Below are 19,415 nucleotides of genomic sequence, written 5' to 3' on the forward strand. Positions count from 1 at the left end.
GAGAAATTAAATGAGACATTATGAAGTTTTATTCATATTAAAACCAACACTTACAGAAGAAGAAGTAAGTGCTAAGTTGGAATTCGTAAAAGAAGTCCTTACAAAAAATGGCGCAGAAATTGAAAGCGTAGTTCCAATGGGAACAAGAAAACTTGCGTACAAAATTAAAAAATACGAAAGAGGAACTTATTTTGTGATTTATTTCAAAGCTCCTACAAATTTAATAGCAGAGCTTGAAAGGGTATTAAGAATCACTGAAGAAGTAATCAGATTTTTAATCGTAAAATATGAAAATAAAAAAGAAATTGCAGCTTGGGAAAGACTAAGCAAGGGTATCAAACAAAATAAAAAAGAAATTAAAGCTAGTGAAAGCACAGAAGGCTAATTAATGTTTAACAAAGTCGTTTTAGTAGGGAATCTTACAAGGGACATAGAAATGCGTTATGCTCCATCAGGTAGCGCAATAGGCTCTTCTGCTATAGCTGTAACAAGAAGATTTAGTACAAATACAGGAGAAAAAAGAGAGGAAACCTGCTTTATCGACATTAGCTTTTTTGGAAGAACTGCAGAAATTGCTAATCAATACCTTAATAAAGGTAGTAAAATTTTAATCGAAGGTCGTTTGAGATTTGAGCAATGGAGCGATCAAAATGGGCAAAACAGATCAAAGCATAGTATTCAAGTTGAAAATTTAGAAATGCTAGGTTCAACTGTACAAAATAATCAACAAAGTAATTTTGAAAATCAAAATTATGGTTATAATCAAAATTTTAATCAACAACAAAGCTTTGATCCTTATGCTCAAGTACAAACTAGAACAAATTCATCTAATAATACCTATCAAAATCCTCAAAAGGAAGCCCCTATGAAGGAAATTGATATTGATAAATATGATGATGATACAGAATTACCATTTTAAAGGAAAAAACATGGCAGAAAAAAGAAAATACTCACGCAAATATTGTAAATATACTGAAGCTAAAGTTGATTTTATAGACTATAAAGATACAGCATTGCTAAAACATGCTTTATCAGAAAGATTTAAAATCATGCCACGCCGTTTAACAGGCACTAGCAAAAAACACCAAGAAATGGTTGAAGTTGCTATTAAGCGTGCAAGACATGTAGCACTTATCCCTTATATCGTAGATAGAAAAGAAGTTGTTACTAATCCTTTTGAAGGACTATAATTATTAAATCAAACCCAAGCTTTTTAAGCTTGGGAAAATAAAAGGTTGTTTTATGTTTTCAGATATAGAATCTGAAATTTATGTTATTTTACTTGCATCCGTTGCTATTATAGCAGTTTTAAATCCTTTTGGAAATCTTCCACAATTTATTGCAATGACTGAAGGTCTAGATGCTGATATAAGAAAAAAACTTTTTAGAAATATCATTTACACTGCATTTTGTATTGTTTTAGTTTTTTTACTTTCTGGACCATTTATCATGAAATATTTATTTAAAATAGATATTAATGATTTACGAGTTGCAGGTGGTTTGATTTTAATCATTATGAGTACAAAAAATCTACTTTTCACCCCATCAAGCACTCAATTTCAACACTATCAAGGATTAAGCCACAAAGAATTATTAAAAAAAAGCATAGTGCCAATGGCATTTCCTATGCTTGTAGGACCTGGAACACTTTCTACCATAGTAGTTATTTCAGAAGATCAAAATTTAGCTATAGCCATAGCTTCTGTATTACTTACTTTTGCTTTTATTTTTGCTTTATTTCACTTTTCAGCTACTATTGAAAAAGTTATCGGTAAGCTTGTGCTTTATGTTTTTTCACGCATTGCTTTAGTTTTTATTATGGCTATGGGAGTAAAAATGATAGCTATTGGAATTCAAACTTACATTCAATCTACCTAGGATAAATAAAAAAACTTTTTTGTAAAAACACTTCTTCATTTACTGCTTTATTAGTATTTAACAACACACTAATATTTACCACTATAATACTTTTTGCATGAATATACTTTGCAATTAATTTATTATTTTTACATTCACCCAAAGGATAAGCATAATCAATTCGTATTTTTGTATTATTATATTCAAAATTATATTCACTTAAACATTCTTTACCCTCCAAATAGGCTTGATATAAAAAATATTTAGCAAACTCTTTTGCATCATGAAGTAAAATATTTCCTTGGGTATAAAGCGTTAAATCTTTCATAATTCTTGGTGGATATGAAGAAATTTTTATTATAAACGCCATAATAAAAGAAATAAATAAAATAAAAAATATTGTATATATCATTGCAAATGATTTTTTCACAAAAGCATCCATTTATCTAAACATCTATTTTGAGTATTACTGCAAATTGTAATTTTTAATAACTCACCATCATGCTTGAAAATAAGTTTTGAAATATTTTGAGCTAATAAAAATACTTGTTTGTTATGATTTAAATCATCAATTTGCATATAAATATTTTTATTTTTCAAATACACCTTAATATAAGCATATAAAATAGTATAAAATCCGCTAAAACTCTCATCAAAAAAATTGATTTTTTCTCTATCATCAACTAATATTTTATAGATTTTTGAATTTTTTATATCATAAATATACATATAATCACTAGTATATATTTTCAACTTCTTCATACTATGCATATCTTTATAATTGCTCAAAATTCCTTCAGAAATTCCATTTTCTATAAAATGCAAATTACTTTTTGGGCTAAAAAAACTTCCATTATTTTCTAAAATAATACCACTGAAGTTTATTTTTTTTAATGACAAATCATAAAAAATATCATCATTTGCACTCATATAACACTCAAAAGAATTACTTGTAAATATTGCATTCAAGCAAGAATTATAAATTTTCTCCATGCTAAGTAAAGCTTGATTTAAATCAAAAAATATTTCACTAGATTTTTTAACATTAAAACTATAATTATAAATATACATAGCTGGATTAATTAAAATAGTAATCAAAATACCCAAAATAACAAGGCTTAACGCAAGTTCTAATAAACTAAAAGCCTTTTTCATCTACAAAAGCTTCTTTATAGGATAAATCTTTTATTTTTAAAGATTTGAGTTTAAATTCATCACTAGTGTATTCTAAAAAGTTGTAATTATTTATATTTATCTCTTTTGCTTTATATAAAGGAATTTTCTTTAGCAATTCTTTTTCTTCATTAAAAAGGGTTTGATTTTGCCATATAACATTTAAAGATTTATTTGCAAATACAAGATAATAAGATCCAAAAATAAAAGATAAAATTACAATACAAAAAGCAAGCTCTAGGAGACTAAAAGCTTGCTTCATTTATTTAAACTTGCATTAAAAGCTTCAAAAAAGGCACCGCGCAAAGCTCTTTTTTCCAAAGCTTCAATTCCTTTTATAGTTACTCCTGCTGGAGAACAAATTTTTTCTTTAATAATAGCAGGATGAGCATGATTAAACAAAGCACTAAAGCTTTCAAAACTTGCACGAGTAAGCTCATAACTAAGCTCATTTTTTAAACCATTTTTCACACCTGCATTAGCTAAACTTTCTGCTACCAAAGCCAAAAATGCAGGAGCACAACCACTCAAAACCATAGCTATATCAAATTCTTTTTCATTTTGCAAACTTATGGCTTTACCAAAAGTATTTAGCAAAGATAAAATTTCATCTTTAAATAAATCTTTTTCCATTAAATAAGCAGTTGTAGAAGCTTTAAATTCGGCTGCTGTATTTGGCATAATTTTCACATAATTTTGTGCATCAATACAATGAAGCCGCTCAAAAGTAGTGTTTGCTAAAACCGAAATAAGCCATCTTGCCTTGCCTTTTAATTTAACAGCTACTTCTTCTAATGCATAAGGTTTAAAAGCCAAAATAATATTTTTATTATCCATATCAAACTCATCATACGATAATACTTTTAAATTTAAACCACTGGCTTTTTTTAAATCCCTAGCAACAATAACTACTTTATAAGTATCCTCTAAACCTTTAGCTATAGCACTTGCCATAGCACCATTTCCTAAAATATAAATTTCAGACATTATTTTGTTTGTTTAATAAAAGCTGAAATCTTTTCAGACTGAAAATAATTAGGATATTTGCTTGTATCTAAAATCACTTGCACTAAAGAGTTATTATCATAATTCATCACAACAGGTGCTAAAAAATTTACCGTAGATTCTTCTAATGGCTCATTAATAGCCACTATAACAAACACACCAAAATTAGTTTGCTCATTTAAAGCTAATAATTCTTGATAATAATCAGGCACTTCAAAATCATAATCAGGACGGATCATATAAGGATCAATCATCACAAAAGAAAAATCTTTACCATCAAGGCTTTTAAGTCTATAAAAAACCTCGTCTATTTTATAAAAATTCATATTTTTGGTATCTTCAAAACCTAAAATAGGACATTTAACTTCTAAGTTCATCTTGCCTCCTAAAATCTATTGACTAAGAAATTACAACTCATTAAGCAATTTTAGTTCCAATTTTAAAAATTACACTAATTAAGAGTTTTTGACTATAATTTTAGTTTTAAAAATTAACAATTTCATAAACATAAAAACATTATAATTACAATTATTAAATTTATAAGGTAACACAATGAAAAAACTTTTTATTTTTTCACTTATTATTGCAGGTTTATTTTTAGGAGCATGTAGCTCGAAAAAAGCTGAAGATTTATATAATCTAAGTTCTATGGAATGGTATCAACAAATTATAAAAGATTTACAAGAAAAAAATCTTGAAGCAGCTGATAAACACTATACTTCAATGGCAGGTGAACATATTGCTGATCCATTATTAGAACAAACTTTACTTATATTAGCTCAAGCTCATATTAGTGAAGAAGAATATGAAATGGCAAATTTTTATCTTGATGAATATTTAAACAAATTTGGTGATTCTAAAAATGTAGCTTATATAAGATATTTAAAAATCAAAGCTAAATTTGACTCTTTTGCTGTTCCAAATCGTAACCAAGCTTTAATGCTAAAAACAATAGAAGAAATCAAAGAATATAATCAAAACTATCCTAATGTACAATATAATGATTTAATCGATACTATGCTAACTAAATTTAATCTTGCAGTTTTTTACCTTGATACAAGTATAGCAGAGTTATATCAGAAAAAAAACAGAGAACAAAGCTATGAGATTTATAAGCAAAAAATCGAAAATTCCGATTTTAATAAAATCGATATGATTAAACCAGAACTTCCATGGTATAGAAAAATATTTGAAGAAGGTATAATGTAATGAAATTAGAAAATACTCAAAACTATCCAACAAAACTTCCCATTCTTGTAGAAGATGAGCTTTTTTTATACCCTTTTATGATAACACCTATTTTTTTAAATGATATGCAAAATATTAAAGCCTTAGATACCGCTTTACAAAATGAAAGTATGATTTTTGTAGCACCATCAAAAATTGAAGGTGGGCGTGGCTTTGATGATATATATGATTGTGGTGTCATTGGGAGTATTATGAGAAAAGTTCCACTGCCTGATGGCAGGATTAAAATTTTATTCCAAGGATATGCAAAAGCCAAGATTGTTGAGAGAATTTCGGATGATCCTTTATATGCTTTAGTTGATTTAATTCATCAAGAGCCAATTTGCAATACAAAAAAAGAAGCTATTATAGAAGTAGTTAGAGAAAAAGCCAAAGCTTTATCGACTGTGAGTCATTATTTTCCACCTGATCTTTTAAGAACTATAGAAGAAGATGTCGAGCCTAGCAGAATTTGTGATCTAATATTAAATTCTATTAAAATCAAAAAACAACAAGCTTATGAATTTTTTATCGAAACTAATTTAGAAACTAAGCTTTTAAATTTAATTGATTATTTAGCTAAAGAAATTGAAGCAAATAAAATCCAAAAAGAAATCAAAAATAAAGTTCACTCTAAAATTGACAAGGTTAATAAAGAATACTTTTTAAAAGAACAACTCAAACAAATTCAAAGAGAGCTTGGAAGCGATATACAAAAAGAAAGCGAAGTAGAGGAATATAATAAAAAATTAGAAAAGAAAAAAGCTTTTATGTATGAAGAGGCTTATAAAGAAATCAAAAAGCAAATTCAAAAATATGAAAGAATTCATCAAGATAATTCAGAAGCTTCTATGGTGCAAACTTACATAGAAACGGTTTTAGATATACCTTTTGAGCACTCCTCAAAGAAAAAACTAAATTTAAAAGATGTATCTTTACAACTCAATAGTGATCACTATGCCCTAGAAAAACCAAAAGAGCGTATTGAAGAATACTTTGCAGTTAAAGAACTTTTAGAAAAACGCAAGATTAAAGATAGAGATGGTGCAAAAGTCATCTTGTGCTTAGTTGGTCCTCCTGGTGTTGGCAAGACTTCTTTAGCAAATTCAGTCGCAAAGGCATTAAAAAGAGAGTTAGTGCGCATAGCTTTAGGTGGTTTAGAAGATGTTAATGAACTAAGAGGACATAGAAGAACCTATATAGGAGCTATGCCAGGACGCATTATACAAGGACTTATAGAAGCAAAACAAAGCAACCCAGTAGTTGTGCTTGATGAGATTGATAAACTAAGTCGCAATCATAGAGGAGATCCAAGTGCAGTTTTACTTGAAATCTTAGATCCTGAACAAAATACTAAATTTAGAGATTATTATCTAAATTTCAACATCGATTTAAGCAAAATCATTTTCATAGCTACTGCAAATGATGCAAGTTTAATTCCACCTGCTCTAAAAGATAGAATGGAATTTATAGAACTTAGCTCTTACACTCCTCAAGAGAAATTCCAAATAGCCAAAAACTATCTCATACCTGATGAAATAAAAAAACATGGATTAAAAAAAGAAGAAATAAGCTTTAGTGATGATGCTATAGAATTAATAGTGAATGAATATACTAGAGAATCAGGTGTAAGAAATTTAAGAAGAAAAATTGCTGAAATTTGTAGAAAATGTGTTAAAAAACTTCTTTTAGAAAAAGATATTAAAAATATTGAAATTAATGATAAAAATTTAAAAGATTTTTTAAGTAAAAAAGTCTTTGAAATAGAAAAGCACGAAAAAGAAAATAAAATCGGACAGGTAAATGGACTTGCTTGGACTGCAGTAGGTGGAGATGTATTGAAAATCGAAGCCATTAAAATCAAAGGCAAGGGTGATCTAACTTTAACAGGGAGCTTAGGCGATGTAATGAAAGAATCAGCAAAAATTGCTCAAAGTCTTGTTAAGAATTTAATCGATGATGAACAAATTAAAGTCTCAAAGAAACTTTTCTACAAAGAAGATGAAAACATATACAATCAATACAATCTTCACATTCATGTACCAGATGGAGCCACTCCAAAAGACGGACCAAGTGCAGGCATAACTATTACCACAGCCATTGCTTCTATTTTTAGCGACAAGAAAGTAAAATCAAATGTTGCAATGACTGGAGAAATTGATCTAATGGGCAATGTTCTACCAATAGGTGGTTTAAAAGAAAAACTTATTGCTGCTTATAAAGCTGATATTAAAACAGCCATTATCCCACATAAAAACTATGAAAGAGATTTAAAAGATATTCCTGAAGAAGTAGTAAAAAATATGAAAATTATTGGGGTAAAAAATTTACAAGAAGTTTTAAAAATAGCTCTTATCTAAATTAGAAGCTTTAAGCTTCTAATTTATCTATAATAGCTTTACTTTCTCTTTCTAAATTTTGTATATCTTCTATAATACAATCATAATCCTCTTTAGAAATGCTTTCCTTTTTAGAAAGCTTCACTGCTTTGTTAGCTACATTTTGAATAAATTCACTTTTAGACTCTAATTCTTTAGGAGGAATTAAAGGACAAAAAATGCTTTTTGCATCTTCATCTTTACATAAAGTTGAAATAGGATCTAGATTTTGAAGATTTTCTTGAGAACCATTTAGAGTTAAATAAACATCAGATTTATATAATATATGATCTATTTTCATAGCAGAAAGAGTTAAATCAGATGCAAAATTAACAAAATCTTCTCCTAAATGCAAACTCTTTCCTTCAAGATCTTTAAAAGCTTGGCTAAAATCTAAAATTTTAGCATCAGAAGAACTAGCTATACCATAAACCTTCTCACTATTTTCTTGTATTAAGCCTATTTCTTGATTCATTACTTGAATTGCTAAAGTAATTTCACCTGTTGCTTTTTGTGTTTTTTCAGCAAGTTGTCTTACTTCATCTGCAACTACCGCAAAACCTCTACCATGCTCTCCCGCACGAGCTGCCTCAATAGCTGCATTTAAAGCAAGTAGGTTAGTTTGATCTGCAATATCCCTAATTACTTCAACAATCGCATTAATGTTTTGAGAATTTGAAGCAAAAGTATCAACAGCATTTTTACTTTCATTGGCTACTTGCATCATAAAACCAATTGATTCTTGTAAGCCACCAATCTCGATACCATTTTTTTGCGCTGTATTGGAAATAACTTTAATATCACCAAAAACTTTCCTCATAAGTTTAATGATAGCATTTAAATCTGTAGATAATTTTAATAAATTTTTATTTTGACTATTTAAACTCAAGTCCATAAGTTCTCTTGATAAAGCATTCTTAAACACCAATTTTCCAGTTTTTTCTATCTCATCCAAAGCTTTATTAATAAAGTTAATATTATGAACAAAAATACCTTTTAAACCTTCAGGGATAGCTCTTCTAAAATATTCACCTTTTTGAGAACAAGCAATTGAAGTATTTATTTCTCTTAAATAAGCCTCTAAACCATCTATTGTGTTATTAAGATTATCAGCAATTTCTTTTAATTTTTTATTAGTACATTTAATATATACAATTCTTGAATCAAAATTACCATTTTTTAACTCTCTACTAAGATGTAAAATCTTATCACTAAATTGTTCTTCTTTTTTTAAAATAAACAATCCATATATAAATAAACAAAACAAAACTAAAAAGAAACCTAAAGAAATAAACTCTGCATAAAGCAAAGAATTAATACAGGCTACTATACTTAAAACTATACCAAGAAACAAAATATTTTTCATAAGAAATCCTTTTTTTATTTTTGAATTTTCATCATTAGTTCATTATAGGTCATCCCATAAGATTTTACTATTGCTTTTAACTCCTCTATTCCAGATTTAATACCACCATCTTTTTCTTTCAACAAAAGAACTTTATAAATTTCTTCTATTGTTTTGATAGCATCAACATTAGGTTTTCTTCTAACTGAATAATAATTTAAAATGCTTCCATTTTCATCACATGAAGCAGTTACATTAGCAAAAACCCAATAATAATCATTATATTTTGTTTTATTTTTTACAAAAGCAAAAATTTCTTTTTTAAGCTGAATGTTATCCCATAAATATTTAAAAACCGTTCTTGGCATATCAGGATGACGCATAATACTGTGAGGTTTGTATAAAATTTCATCAATTTTATAATCAGAATATCTCAAAAAATCCTCATTTGCATAAATAATCTCACCTTTTAAATTAGTTTTTGATGTTATTAAAACATCCGAGGTTAGAATTTTTTCTAAAGACATAACACAATCTCCTTAGTTTAAAATTAAAAAGAGAGTGATTATATCTTAATACAAAATAATAATTTATAAACAAAATTTATCAAATTCATCTTTGAAGCTCTAAAATTAATTGATTATAACTCATACCATAAGAATTAACTATCTTAACAAGTTCATCCACTCCGGCTTTTATACCATCTTTTTCTTCTATTTCTAAAAGAATTTTATAAACTTGCTCTATGGTTGATATTGCCTCTCTTTTAGGTTTTCTTCTAACTGAATAATAATTTATAATATTTCCTTGTTCATCAAAAGAAGCTGTAACATTAGTAAAAACCCAATAATAATCATTTTGTTTGGTTTTATTTTTAACAAAAGCAAAAATTTCTTTTCCATCTTGTATATAATCCCATAAACATTTAAAAACAGTTTTTGGCATATCAGGATGACGCACAATATTGTGAGGTTTATATAAAATTTCCTCCATTTTATAACCCGCATATTTTAAAAAATCATCATTAGCATAAATAATATCCCCTTTTAAATCTGTCTTAGAGGTTATTAATGTATCTGGTTCTAAAATTTTTTCTTGCGACATTTTTTTCCTTATAATTTATTTACAAAATATTATATTTCATTTATCATAAAATTTCATTGAAATTAAAACCTTTGTCATAAAGTATCTTTCTGACTAATTCTTGATGTTCTTTTCCTTTTGTTTCTAAAGTAATTGAAATCATCGCATCACCATATTCTAACTTAGTGGAAAATCTATCATAATCAATTTTAACTATATTAGCTTGAGCTTCTTTTATAGCATCACTCAAAGTACTCAAAGCTCCTGGTTTATCAACCAAAGTAACATTGATAAGCATTTTTCTAAAAGCTTTAAACAAACCTTTTTCTATGATAATATTTAACATTTGTACATCAATATTTCCACCGCTTAAAATCACGCCTATTTTTTTATGATTTTTTAAATCTATTTTTTTATGTAAAAGTGCAGCAACTGCTGATGCTCCAGCACCTTCAACTGTGATTTTATGTTTTTCAAGTAAATATAACACCGCATTAGCTATTTCTTCATCATCAACTTGAATAAAATCATCAACACATTCAAGAATAATATCAAAATTAATTTTATTTACATCACGCACTGCAATACCATCAGCTATGGTTCTCACAGCCTTTGAATTGATTATTTTTTTACTTTTAAAACTCTCATACATAGCAGGAGCTCCTTTAGCACTCACTCCAATAACTTTTATATTAGGATTAATCTGCTTAGCAGCACTCGCCACTCCACTAATCAAACCTCCACCACCAACTGGAGCTAAAATCATATCTAAATCACTTATTTCATCAAGCATTTCAAGCATTAAAGTACCCTGCCCTGCTATAATACTTTCATTTTCAAAAGGATGAATAAAATTTAAATGATGTTCTTTAGCATAATTTAACGCATAAGCATAAGCCTCATCAAAATTATCTCCTTTTAAAATCACTTTTGCGCCTAAATTTTTAGTCGCACTTACTTTTAGCAAAGGTGTAGCTTCAGGCATAACAATCACAGCTTCTATCCCAAATTTTTTAGCACTAATTGCAACTCCTTGTGCATGATTTCCAGCGCTTGCAGCTATTACACCTGCTTGCTTTTGTTCTTTACTTAAATTAGCAATAGCATTATAAGCACCTCTGATTTTATAAGCACCTGTTTTTTGTAAATTTTCACATTTTAGAAAAACATCAGTATCTAAAAACTCACTTAAAAAAGAAGAGTGCACCAAAGGGGTTTTTAATACAAAATCTGCAATTTTTTGCTTTGCTTGATAAATTTTATTTAACTCAATCATGATTTACCTTTTTATCTAATTCTATTTTAATACAACGATCTTGAACGCAATTTATACCAAATTTTTTACATTTTTGCATTATTTCATCGTTAATAATACCAAGTTGCATCCAAAAATTTTTAACATTTTTAGCTAAAAGATCTTCAAAAATTTCATTTGCGTAACTTGCTTTTCTAAACATTACAACCGTGTCAATTTCAGAAGGAATTTCCCTTAAATTTCTATAAACTTTCTCGTTTAAAATAAAATCTTCTTTAGGATAGATAGGATAAATTGTATAAGATAAATCTTGTAAATATTTGCTTACAAAATACGAAGGTTTTTCTTGATTAGGACTAAGTCCTATAATGGCGATATTTTTCATAGAACTTAGTATTTTATGAGTATCACACAATGCTTTTTCCTTATTTTTAAAAAAGCATTGTATCTAAAATAAAATTAACAAAAAGTTTTTTTAACTATTAATAAATAATATAAAACAAGAGCAAACAAAACAAGTACAGCACAAAGTGCATAGACATTAGCAAAACCTATACTTGGTTCAACAATACCCAACAAGTAAGGACTAACTCCTATGCCAAAATCCAAAGATAGAAAAAAAGTAGAATTAGCTAACCCCATTTTTTCTTTAGGAGCTAGTTTGATAGCCAAAGCTTGTGCACTTGAAGTAGCATTTGCATAACCTAGTGCACAAAATATACCGGCGATAATAATCATATAAAAATTTTTTGCAAACGCAAGTAAAAGTAAACACAATATAAAACTAAATAATGAAAAAATTATTACAATATTAGCTCCATGTTTATCAAATACCTTTCCAGCAAGAGGTCTAAAAACTATAGAAAATCCAGCATATATTACAAAAAACATAGATCCAGCAAAGCTTAAATTTAAACTTTGAGTATAAGCACTCATATAAGCTATAATAGCTCCAAAAGGACATGCGATCAAAAAAGTAATCAAAGCCAAATTTAAAACTGATTTTTCAAAATAATTATAAATACTAAATTTTCTTTTTACATGATAATGTTTTTTAAATCTTCTTACTTTTAAAAAAATTGATAAAACTAATGCAAAGATAATACTCACACTTGCAATTAAAAAGCTTAGTTGAAATAAGTTGATAGAGTCAAGTTTTATGGCCAAAAAAGGTCCTAAAGCTGAAGTTAAAACAACACTCGTAGCATAATACCCTATACCAATTCCTCTTTTATTACTAGGTATTATTCTAGCAATAGCTGCCCCACAAGCACAAGAACAAATTCCATAGCAAACTCCAGCTAAAAAGCGTATCAATACCAAAAAATACACATTATAAAATTTCAAATACATTAAATTAATAAAAAGATAAAATAAAAGTGAAAATATAATCACTTTTTTTATATTAATACCATCAATAATAGAACCAAAATAAAGTCTAGAAAGCAAAGCACCTATAACAAAAGCACCCATTATAAGTCCTGCGGTGCTAGTTTGAAGATTTAAAACACCCAAAACATAATCTGTACTAGAAATAGTACTCATATAAAAAACAAGACAAATAACAAAATTTATCCCAAAAATACAGAAAAAATTTATATTAAATAAATTATATTTCTTACTAAGACCCATGAAAAAACCTTTCTTAAATTTTTTCATTGATATAATCAAGTAATTTTAAAAGCACTTCTTGATCTTGTTCATCTAATATATCTAAGATTTCTTTTTCATATTTTCTTATACAAACATTTGCATCAAAAAAAATTTCTTTACCCTTGGCACTTAAAGTAATGATCTTTTCTCTTTTATCATCAGCTTTTAAAAACTCTATATATTCAAGTTTTGCTAGTTTGGAAACAACTCTAGAAAGTATAGCTTTATCCATTTGATAAAATTCACATATTGGAGCTAAAGTGCTATTTTGATGATGGCTTAAATAAACAAAAACTCTCCAATCACTTGATTTCAATCCAAATGGCTTTAAAATTTCATTGACTTTATAGAGTATTTTTCTATTTGTATAAGTAATTTTTTGAAAAAATATGAGAAATCCTTTGTAAAAATTAATTGATTAAATCAACTATTTTAATAGTAACAAAGATTACATAAATTCTAACTTATATAAGTTTTTTCCTTAAATACATTCTGCATTTAAGATAAAAAATATCAAAAAATTAAAGCTTGTAACTTTGTTATAATATTTTAAATTTACAAATATTTGTAGTATTGACAAACTCAATTTAGCTTAGATTAAACTATGACATTAGAGACTTTATTTATACTAATAAAACTTGCATTATTATTTTATAATGCTTAATATAATTTAACATAAGTCAATAAATTTTACCACTGAGTATTGTAAAATATTAAAAATTATCGCAATAAAGGTTGTAATCATGATCGATATTTATCCTTATATACTAATAATACATTTATTTTGCGCTATATTTTTTATAGGATTTTTATTTACCGATGTATTCTTATTAAGAAAATTAAATTTGGATATAAAAAATACAATTAAAATAATGCCACCTATTGTATTGATTTTATTTCTTAGCGGTTTATATTTAGCTCATTTTCACTTAAATTCATTAAATTGGATATTTATTTGCAAAATATTCTTTGCTTTATGTATTTTTATATTAATACTATTTTCTCTTTTTTATAAAATAATCTTAAAAAAACAAAATCCTTTTCATGCATATATTCATCCTATTGTATTTATTTTTACTATAATTATTGTAATATGTGCAAAATTAATGTTTTATATTGTTATTTGATTTTCAAATAAACACCACATTCAAGATGATTTGTGTTTGCAAATTGATCAAAAAATGCAAATTTGGATATTTTATGAGTTTTGCATAATTTCTCAAGGTTTTCTTTTAAAGTGATAGGATTGCACGATATATAAATGATATTTTCATAATTTTTAATAAGTTCAATCACACTTAAATTAAGTCCTGCTCTTGGAGGATCAACTAAGACATGAGATATTTTAAAACCATCTAAATCTATGTCTTTTAAGCGATTAAATTCCCTTTCTTTTTTCAATGCTTGACTTAACTCTTCACTAGAAAGCCTTGTAAAAGTTATATTTTCAATAGAATTTAAAACGCAATTTTTTAAAGCAAACTCAATATTTTTCTTAGAAATTTCAGTTGCTAAAACTTTTTTAAAATTTCTTGCTAAAGCTATGGTAAAATTTCCATAACCACAATAAAGCTCTAATAAATCTTGCTTAAAATCACTCTCTATACAAGATACAACCCATTCGATCATCTTTTCATTAATAAAAGTATTGGGCTGGATAAAACAATCATTATTAAACTCATATAAAAATTCATTTGTATTGATGTTTAAAATTTGTCTTAAATTTTCTCCATTAAATACAAGTTTTTTACCCCTACTTCTTGCTATGAGCTTGAGATTTAATTTTTCTGCTAATTCTTGTAAATCTTGTGTGATTAGCTCTATATTTTTATGGAAAAGTAAAGTTATACTTAAATCTAATTTTGTAGCTAAAAACTCTACTCCAAAAAGCTTTTCTTTTAAATTTTCATTTAGATTATTTAATAAAATAGGCATATATTTTTGAATTTTTTCATCTGCTATATCAAAATTTTCAATAGGAATTTTTTTCTTATTTTCAAACATTGCATAAGAAATTTTCCCATTTTCATGATGATATATAGAAAATTCCGCCCTAGTTCTATAAGCTTTTAAAGGTGATTTAAAGCACTGAATTTCTCCATCATATAAAGAAGAAAACAATGCTTTGTTTAAAGCAATTTTTTCTTCAAAATGCATTTACGCATCTACCTTTTTGCCAACCACAAAAAGTAAAACTATCATAGCTAAGATTCCAAAAACAAGTCCTAGCCACACATTAAGTCCTAATGCTACCGGTAAATAACCACAAAGTATACTAATAGCACAAACACTCAAAGCATAAGGCATTTGTGTACTAACATGAGCTAAAAGATCACACTTACTTCCCATAGACGAAAGTATAGTTGTATCAGAAATTGGCGAGCAATGATCTCCAAAAATAGCTCCTGTTAAAACCCCTGAAATATTAATAATCATATATTGGTGTAACTCTGCTCCGCTTAATTCATTATGAACCCCAACAGCCATAGCTAAAGGAATAGCCAAAGGCATTAAAATACCCATAGTTCCATAACTAGTTCCCGTTGAAAAAGAAATAATAGAAGCAAAAATAAAAATTGCTGTAGGAAGCAAATAAAGAGGTGTTTTATCTGAAAATAAGTCAATTAAATATTTAGAAGTTCCCAAATCTTTAATCACAGAAGCTAATGACCATGCACAAAGTAAAATAATCACAGTCATAATCATAGTTCTCCAGCCATGAGTCCAAACCGCAATAGCTTCTTTTAAAGTAAATATTTTTCTATACATTCCCAAAATAATAGCTACTATAGTAGCTAAAAGTGCTGCTTGAAATAATACAACTGAAGCATCAGCTGCGCCAAAAGTCTCTCTAAAAGCAAATAAACTAAGCGGTGCTGCATCAATTTGTGCTTTAACACTCACATCATCTAAGGCATTATAACCACTAAAATAAAAACCTATAAATGAAAACACAATCAAGACAGCCAAAGGTATAATAGCATTAGAAGCTTGCAATTTTACATGCTCTTTTGGCTCTAAGACCTTATCTTCTATATTATCAATTTGTTCATGACCATGAGAAAATTTACCCGCTCTAGCTCTAAGCTCAGCTTTTAACATAGGTCCAAATTCCCTACCTGTATAAATAGTCAAAACAACAAAAATCAACATAAAAAGATTATAAAATCTATAAGGTAAGGTTTGTACAAAGATTTCAAAAGCGTTAATTTCTTCTTTTACTACACCTAAATGTGCAAAAGTTGCATTATCAATTAGATCATATCCGCTGCGAATTAAAGAAATTTCAAGTCCTATCCAAGTAGAAATGATAGCAAGACCGGTAATTGGTGCTGCAGTTGCATCCATTATAAAAGCAAGCTTTTCACGGCTTACTCTAAATTTATCTGTTACCGGACGCATGATAGGACCTACGATTAATGAATTGGCATAATCATCAAAGAAAATAAAAATTCCCATGCACCAAGTAGCAAATTGTGAGCTTTTTGCTTGTTTAGCTTTAGTAGAAAGCCAAATAGCTACTGCTTTTGTCCCCCCTGTTTTGGTAATAAGAGCTACAACACCACCTATAGTTAAAACTTGCAATAAAATTCCTGCATTACCCGGACTTGCCATGGCATTTACCACTTTGGAAATAAAGCCTGCAAAAGAAGCAATGATAGCATGGTAAATACTATTTTCAATAAGTCCTAACATAAAAGTACCACTTAATGCACCAATAAATAACGAAAGTACTACATCTTTAGTAACAAAAGCTAAAATAATAGCTATCACCGGTGGTAAAAGCGTCCAAGCTCCAAAAAGTTCTGCATTTGCTTGTGTATCAGCAAATAACAACAAAGGAGCTAATAATAAATAAAAAATTTTCATAATTATCCTTAAGTTTTTATATTTTTTCGCTAAAAGTTCCCGCCCATGTTTGAGTCACAGGCATAAGCTCTATTTCATTAATATTAATATGCTCAGGTAAGCTAATGATAAAAGTAATAATTTTTGCTATATCTTCAGCTTTGATATATTTAGTATTTTCATAAACCTCATCAGCTTTTTTAATATCACCTTTAAATCTCACTTCACTAAATTCAGTTTTACAAAGCCCTGGAGCAATATTTGTTACTTTTATATTGCTTCCGCGCAAATCCGTTCTTAAAGCTTTAGAAAATTGTGCCACAAAAGCTTTCGTACCACAATAAACATTACCTCCATAATAAGGTACATTAGCTGCAATTGAGCCAAGATTAATTATGTGGGCATTTTTTACTTTTCTAAGTAAAGGTAAAGCAGCTCTTGCTACATATAAAAAGCCTTTGATATTAGTATCTACCATGGCTTCAATATCTTCAATATCCAAAGAATCAAATTCATTTAAACCTAAAGCAAGACCTGCGTTGTTAATAAGCAAAGAAATATTGCCAAAATCTTGAGGTAAATTTTCAATTGATGCAAAAACTGCTTGTTTATCTCTAACATCAAGTTCTATGGGATAAATTTTATCCCCATAAAGCTCTTGTAGTTTTTCTAATCTATCTTTGCGTCTTGCTATAGCTATAACTTTATAATCAAGTTCTATTAAAGCTTTTAAACTCTCTAGTCCAAAACCTGAACTTACTCCAGTTATTAAAGCAGTTTTCATGGTTGTGTCTCTTCATATAGCATCAAATTCTCATTTTCCTTTAAACCAAGTTTTTTTAGATATTTAATATTTTGTTCTTTTTTTGCAATTATGGCAAAATCAAGAGCGTTAAATCCCAAATCATCAATTTCTTTATAATTTGCTTTGTAATCTATAAGTAACTTAAGCATTTTTACATCTGCATAGTTTGCTCCATGCATAAAAATATTTTTAGAAGTATGCTCAAGTGCACATAAAGTAATGAAATATGGCGTATTACTTCCCATACTAGCAATAGAAAGTTTTTCATTATCGTTAATGTATTTTTGATTTACATTAGCTCCATTTTCTAATAAAACTTTTGCAACCTTATAATTGTTGTATTCAACTGCATAAAACAAAGGTGTTTTTCCAAAAGAATTTCTATAATCAATAATAGCCCCATTTTCTAATAAAAGCTTGACATTATCTGCACTATCTAATGCAAAAAACAAAGCAGACTCATAACCTTCATTTATTTTTACACCTAATTTTATAAACTCACTTATAATTTGACTTTCTCTATTGTTTAACAAAGCAGATTTAAAACCATTATTTAATTCTAAATTGCTAATTTTTTTAGAATAAATATATTCTTTTATTTGTTCTAAAGAGTTGTTTTTATTAGCCACAAATTTTTCAAAGTCCGAAATATCTTTAAAGATTTTAGTCTCGCCAACTGCCCAATTTAAAAATTCATTCAAAGCATTACTAGCAAAGTAAATAGCACTTGCTTTATCTAGATTAAATTCGTTTTGAAAATATTTTGTTAAAGGATTAATCGCATTATTATATTCTTTCCAAAATTCCTTAAAGAGCTTAAAATTTCCTATACTTTGATAAGCCCAAAATCTAAAATAAGCTTTTAATTTTGCAAATTTTTCTTCAAGTATTATAGGATCTTGTAAAGTTTTTTGATAAACTTGCGGATCAAGCGCAATTTCTAATAATTTAAAATCAAATTTTCTCAAATCGCTAAAATATTCCCCTCCCATACAGGCACTATTACTTCCTCTAATTTCATTAGCAAGCTCATATAATCTTTTTGTAATTTGACTATTTTTTAAAGAAAAATCGCAATTTAAATCTACTTGAGCAAAATCTTGAGAAACTTGTGGTTTAAACTCTTTAAAAAAATCCATCTTATTTTCTTTGACATACCCACAAGTGTAATCTAAAGCTAATGCATTTAAACTTATAATCAAACTAAATAATAAAATCCTCAAATATTTTCCTTTGATATAAATTAAATCACTATTTTAACTAAATTTTTGCTTTAATAACAATTAATTAATTTAAAATTCATACAATGATTATTTTAAAATGAGGAAAAAATGTATCAAAGTTTTTACAAAGCTAGTTTTGCTTATATTCTTTTGCAGAGCAATGAAAATAAACTTATCAATGTTGATTTTATAACATATAAGCCCAATTTTACTAAAGATAAACACGCTATTTTAGAACAAGCCTTAGAAGAGTTAGACCTTTATTTTAATAAAAAACTTTTTTTCTTTAATACACCCCTAGCTCTTCAGGGGAGCGAATTTGAGCAAAAAGTATATAAAGCTTTAATTAAAATTCCCTATGGACAAACTAAAACATATCAAGAAATTGCTTCTTTTATCAATCATCCAAAAGCTTTTAGAGCGGTAGGTAATGCAAATTCTAAAAACAAACTTGCAATTTTTATACCTTGTCATAGAGTGGTAGCTAAAAATCACTTAGGCGGATACAATGGTGGTTTATTTATCAAAGAAGCTTTACTTAAATTAGAAGGTGTGCTTTAAA

22 protein-coding genes and 1 pseudogene are annotated in these 19,415 nt (G+C 27.6%); 7 read left to right on the forward strand and 16 right to left on the reverse strand.

The features are described from left to right. The first annotated feature begins 10 nt into the window (after positions 1 to 10). From rpsF to L8X50_RS00375, 4 genes are read left to right on the forward strand one after another with little or no spacing between them, the layout of a single operon-like run. Positions 11 to 385, forward strand: coding sequence for a 30S ribosomal protein S6 (rpsF, locus tag L8X50_RS00360; RefSeq protein ID WP_133318789.1), 375 nt, complete (start codon positions 11 to 13; stop codon positions 383 to 385). A 3-nt stretch (positions 386 to 388) separates the two neighbouring features. Then, positions 389 to 919 (forward strand): single-stranded DNA-binding protein, encoded by a 531-nt coding sequence (locus tag L8X50_RS00365; protein ID WP_133318788.1) that lies wholly within the window; start codon positions 389 to 391, stop codon positions 917 to 919. Positions 920 to 929: 10 nt separating this feature from the next. Continuing rightward, positions 930 to 1,190, forward strand: a complete 261-nt coding sequence (gene rpsR / locus L8X50_RS00370; protein ID WP_039618521.1) for a 30S ribosomal protein S18 — start codon at positions 930 to 932, stop codon at positions 1,188 to 1,190. 52 nt (positions 1,191 to 1,242) lie between these two features. Further along, positions 1,243 to 1,878: a MarC family protein gene (locus L8X50_RS00375; RefSeq protein ID WP_263659084.1), complete on the forward strand. Its 636-nt coding sequence runs from the start codon at positions 1,243 to 1,245 to the stop codon at positions 1,876 to 1,878. Here L8X50_RS00375 and L8X50_RS00380 read toward each other — a convergent pair. From L8X50_RS00380 to fliW, 5 genes are all read right to left on the reverse strand, one after another. Beyond that, positions 1,871 to 2,185: a hypothetical protein gene (locus tag L8X50_RS00380; RefSeq protein ID WP_263660089.1), complete on the reverse strand. Its 315-nt coding sequence runs from the start codon at positions 2,183 to 2,185 to the stop codon at positions 1,871 to 1,873. The genes L8X50_RS00375 and L8X50_RS00380 overlap by 8 nt on opposite strands. Positions 2,186 to 2,283: 98 nt before the next feature. Beyond that, on the reverse strand, positions 2,284 to 3,012 hold the full coding sequence (locus tag L8X50_RS00385) for a prepilin-type N-terminal cleavage/methylation domain-containing protein (protein WP_263660090.1): 729 nt from the start codon (positions 3,010 to 3,012) through the stop codon (positions 2,284 to 2,286). Further along, entirely contained in the window at positions 2,996 to 3,292 is a 297-nt protein-coding gene (locus L8X50_RS00390) for a hypothetical protein (protein ID WP_263660091.1), read from the reverse strand. Before L8X50_RS00390 ends, L8X50_RS00385 begins: the two co-directional genes overlap by 17 nt. Further along, a complete protein-coding gene (locus L8X50_RS00395; protein ID WP_263659080.1) occupies positions 3,289 to 4,017 on the reverse strand; it encodes a pyrroline-5-carboxylate reductase in 729 nt (242 codons plus the stop codon). The genes L8X50_RS00390 and L8X50_RS00395 overlap by 4 nt, the downstream gene beginning before the upstream one ends. Continuing rightward, on the reverse strand, positions 4,017 to 4,412 hold the full coding sequence (gene fliW / locus L8X50_RS00400) for a flagellar assembly protein FliW (RefSeq protein WP_012661666.1): 396 nt from the start codon (positions 4,410 to 4,412) through the stop codon (positions 4,017 to 4,019). Before fliW ends, L8X50_RS00395 begins: the two co-directional genes overlap by 1 nt. Before the next feature lie 175 nt (positions 4,413 to 4,587). Between fliW and bamD the strand changes: the two genes are divergently transcribed. Beyond that, entirely contained in the window at positions 4,588 to 5,244 is a 657-nt protein-coding gene (gene bamD / locus L8X50_RS00405) for an outer membrane protein assembly factor BamD (protein WP_133318782.1), read from the forward strand. Continuing rightward, on the forward strand, positions 5,244 to 7,622 hold the full coding sequence (gene lon, locus L8X50_RS00410; protein ID WP_133318781.1) for an endopeptidase La: 2,379 nt from the start codon (positions 5,244 to 5,246) through the stop codon (positions 7,620 to 7,622). Before bamD ends, lon begins: the two co-directional genes overlap by 1 nt. A 10-nt stretch (positions 7,623 to 7,632) precedes the next feature. On the opposite strand, the pseudogene L8X50_RS08285 reads toward lon, so the two are convergent. From L8X50_RS08285 to L8X50_RS00465, 11 genes and pseudogenes are all read right to left on the reverse strand, one after another. After that, positions 7,633 to 8,304, reverse strand: a pseudogene (locus L8X50_RS08285) (methyl-accepting chemotaxis protein); the annotation flags it as partial. 716 nt (positions 8,305 to 9,020) lie between these two features. Continuing rightward, positions 9,021 to 9,512 (reverse strand): PAS domain-containing protein, encoded by a 492-nt coding sequence (locus L8X50_RS00420; protein WP_263660092.1) that lies wholly within the window; start codon positions 9,510 to 9,512, stop codon positions 9,021 to 9,023. A gap of 85 nt (positions 9,513 to 9,597) precedes the next feature. Further along, entirely contained in the window at positions 9,598 to 10,089 is a 492-nt protein-coding gene (locus L8X50_RS00425; protein ID WP_133318778.1) for a PAS domain-containing protein, read from the reverse strand. Between the two features lie 43 nt (positions 10,090 to 10,132). After that, positions 10,133 to 11,344, reverse strand: coding sequence for a threonine ammonia-lyase (ilvA, locus tag L8X50_RS00430; protein ID WP_220567254.1), 1,212 nt, complete (start codon positions 11,342 to 11,344; stop codon positions 10,133 to 10,135). Then, positions 11,337 to 11,708 carry a CoA-binding protein gene (locus L8X50_RS00435; protein WP_220567274.1) on the reverse strand — a complete coding sequence of 124 codons (372 nt, stop codon included), beginning with the start codon at positions 11,706 to 11,708 and terminating at the stop codon, positions 11,337 to 11,339. Before L8X50_RS00435 ends, ilvA begins: the two co-directional genes overlap by 8 nt. 74 nt (positions 11,709 to 11,782) lie before the next feature. Next, a complete protein-coding gene (locus tag L8X50_RS00440) occupies positions 11,783 to 12,955 on the reverse strand; it encodes an MFS transporter (protein WP_263659077.1) in 1,173 nt (390 codons plus the stop codon). A gap of 13 nt (positions 12,956 to 12,968) precedes the next feature. Next, the gene (locus tag L8X50_RS00445) at positions 12,969 to 13,292 is read right to left on the reverse strand and encodes a MarR family winged helix-turn-helix transcriptional regulator (protein ID WP_133318774.1); all 324 of its coding nucleotides are present in this window, start codon (positions 13,290 to 13,292) and stop codon (positions 12,969 to 12,971) included. 803 nt (positions 13,293 to 14,095) lie between these two features. Further along, positions 14,096 to 15,133 (reverse strand): tRNA (uridine(54)-C5)-methyltransferase TrmA, encoded by a 1,038-nt coding sequence (gene trmA, locus L8X50_RS00450; RefSeq protein WP_263660093.1) that lies wholly within the window; start codon positions 15,131 to 15,133, stop codon positions 14,096 to 14,098. Then, a complete protein-coding gene (locus L8X50_RS00455) occupies positions 15,134 to 16,846 on the reverse strand; it encodes a Na+/H+ antiporter NhaC family protein (RefSeq protein ID WP_263660094.1) in 1,713 nt (570 codons plus the stop codon). It abuts the gene before it with no gap. A 16-nt stretch (positions 16,847 to 16,862) separates the two neighbouring features. Then, positions 16,863 to 17,609 (reverse strand): SDR family NAD(P)-dependent oxidoreductase, encoded by a 747-nt coding sequence (locus tag L8X50_RS00460; RefSeq protein WP_263659074.1) that lies wholly within the window; start codon positions 17,607 to 17,609, stop codon positions 16,863 to 16,865. Continuing rightward, positions 17,606 to 18,853 (reverse strand): ankyrin repeat domain-containing protein, encoded by a 1,248-nt coding sequence (locus tag L8X50_RS00465; protein ID WP_412175055.1) that lies wholly within the window; start codon positions 18,851 to 18,853, stop codon positions 17,606 to 17,608. The genes L8X50_RS00460 and L8X50_RS00465 overlap by 4 nt, the downstream gene beginning before the upstream one ends. Before the next feature lie 108 nt (positions 18,854 to 18,961). On the opposite strand from L8X50_RS00465, the gene L8X50_RS00470 reads away from it, so the two are divergent. Beyond that, entirely contained in the window at positions 18,962 to 19,414 is a 453-nt protein-coding gene (locus L8X50_RS00470) for a methylated-DNA--[protein]-cysteine S-methyltransferase (protein ID WP_263660095.1), read from the forward strand. The last annotated feature ends 1 nt before the right edge of the window (position 19,415 follow it).

Origin of the sequence: Campylobacter sp. CNRCH_2013_0898h, assembly GCF_025772965.1 — a bacterium.
Lineage (GTDB): Bacteria > Campylobacterota > Campylobacteria > Campylobacterales > Campylobacteraceae > Campylobacter_D > Campylobacter_D lari_D.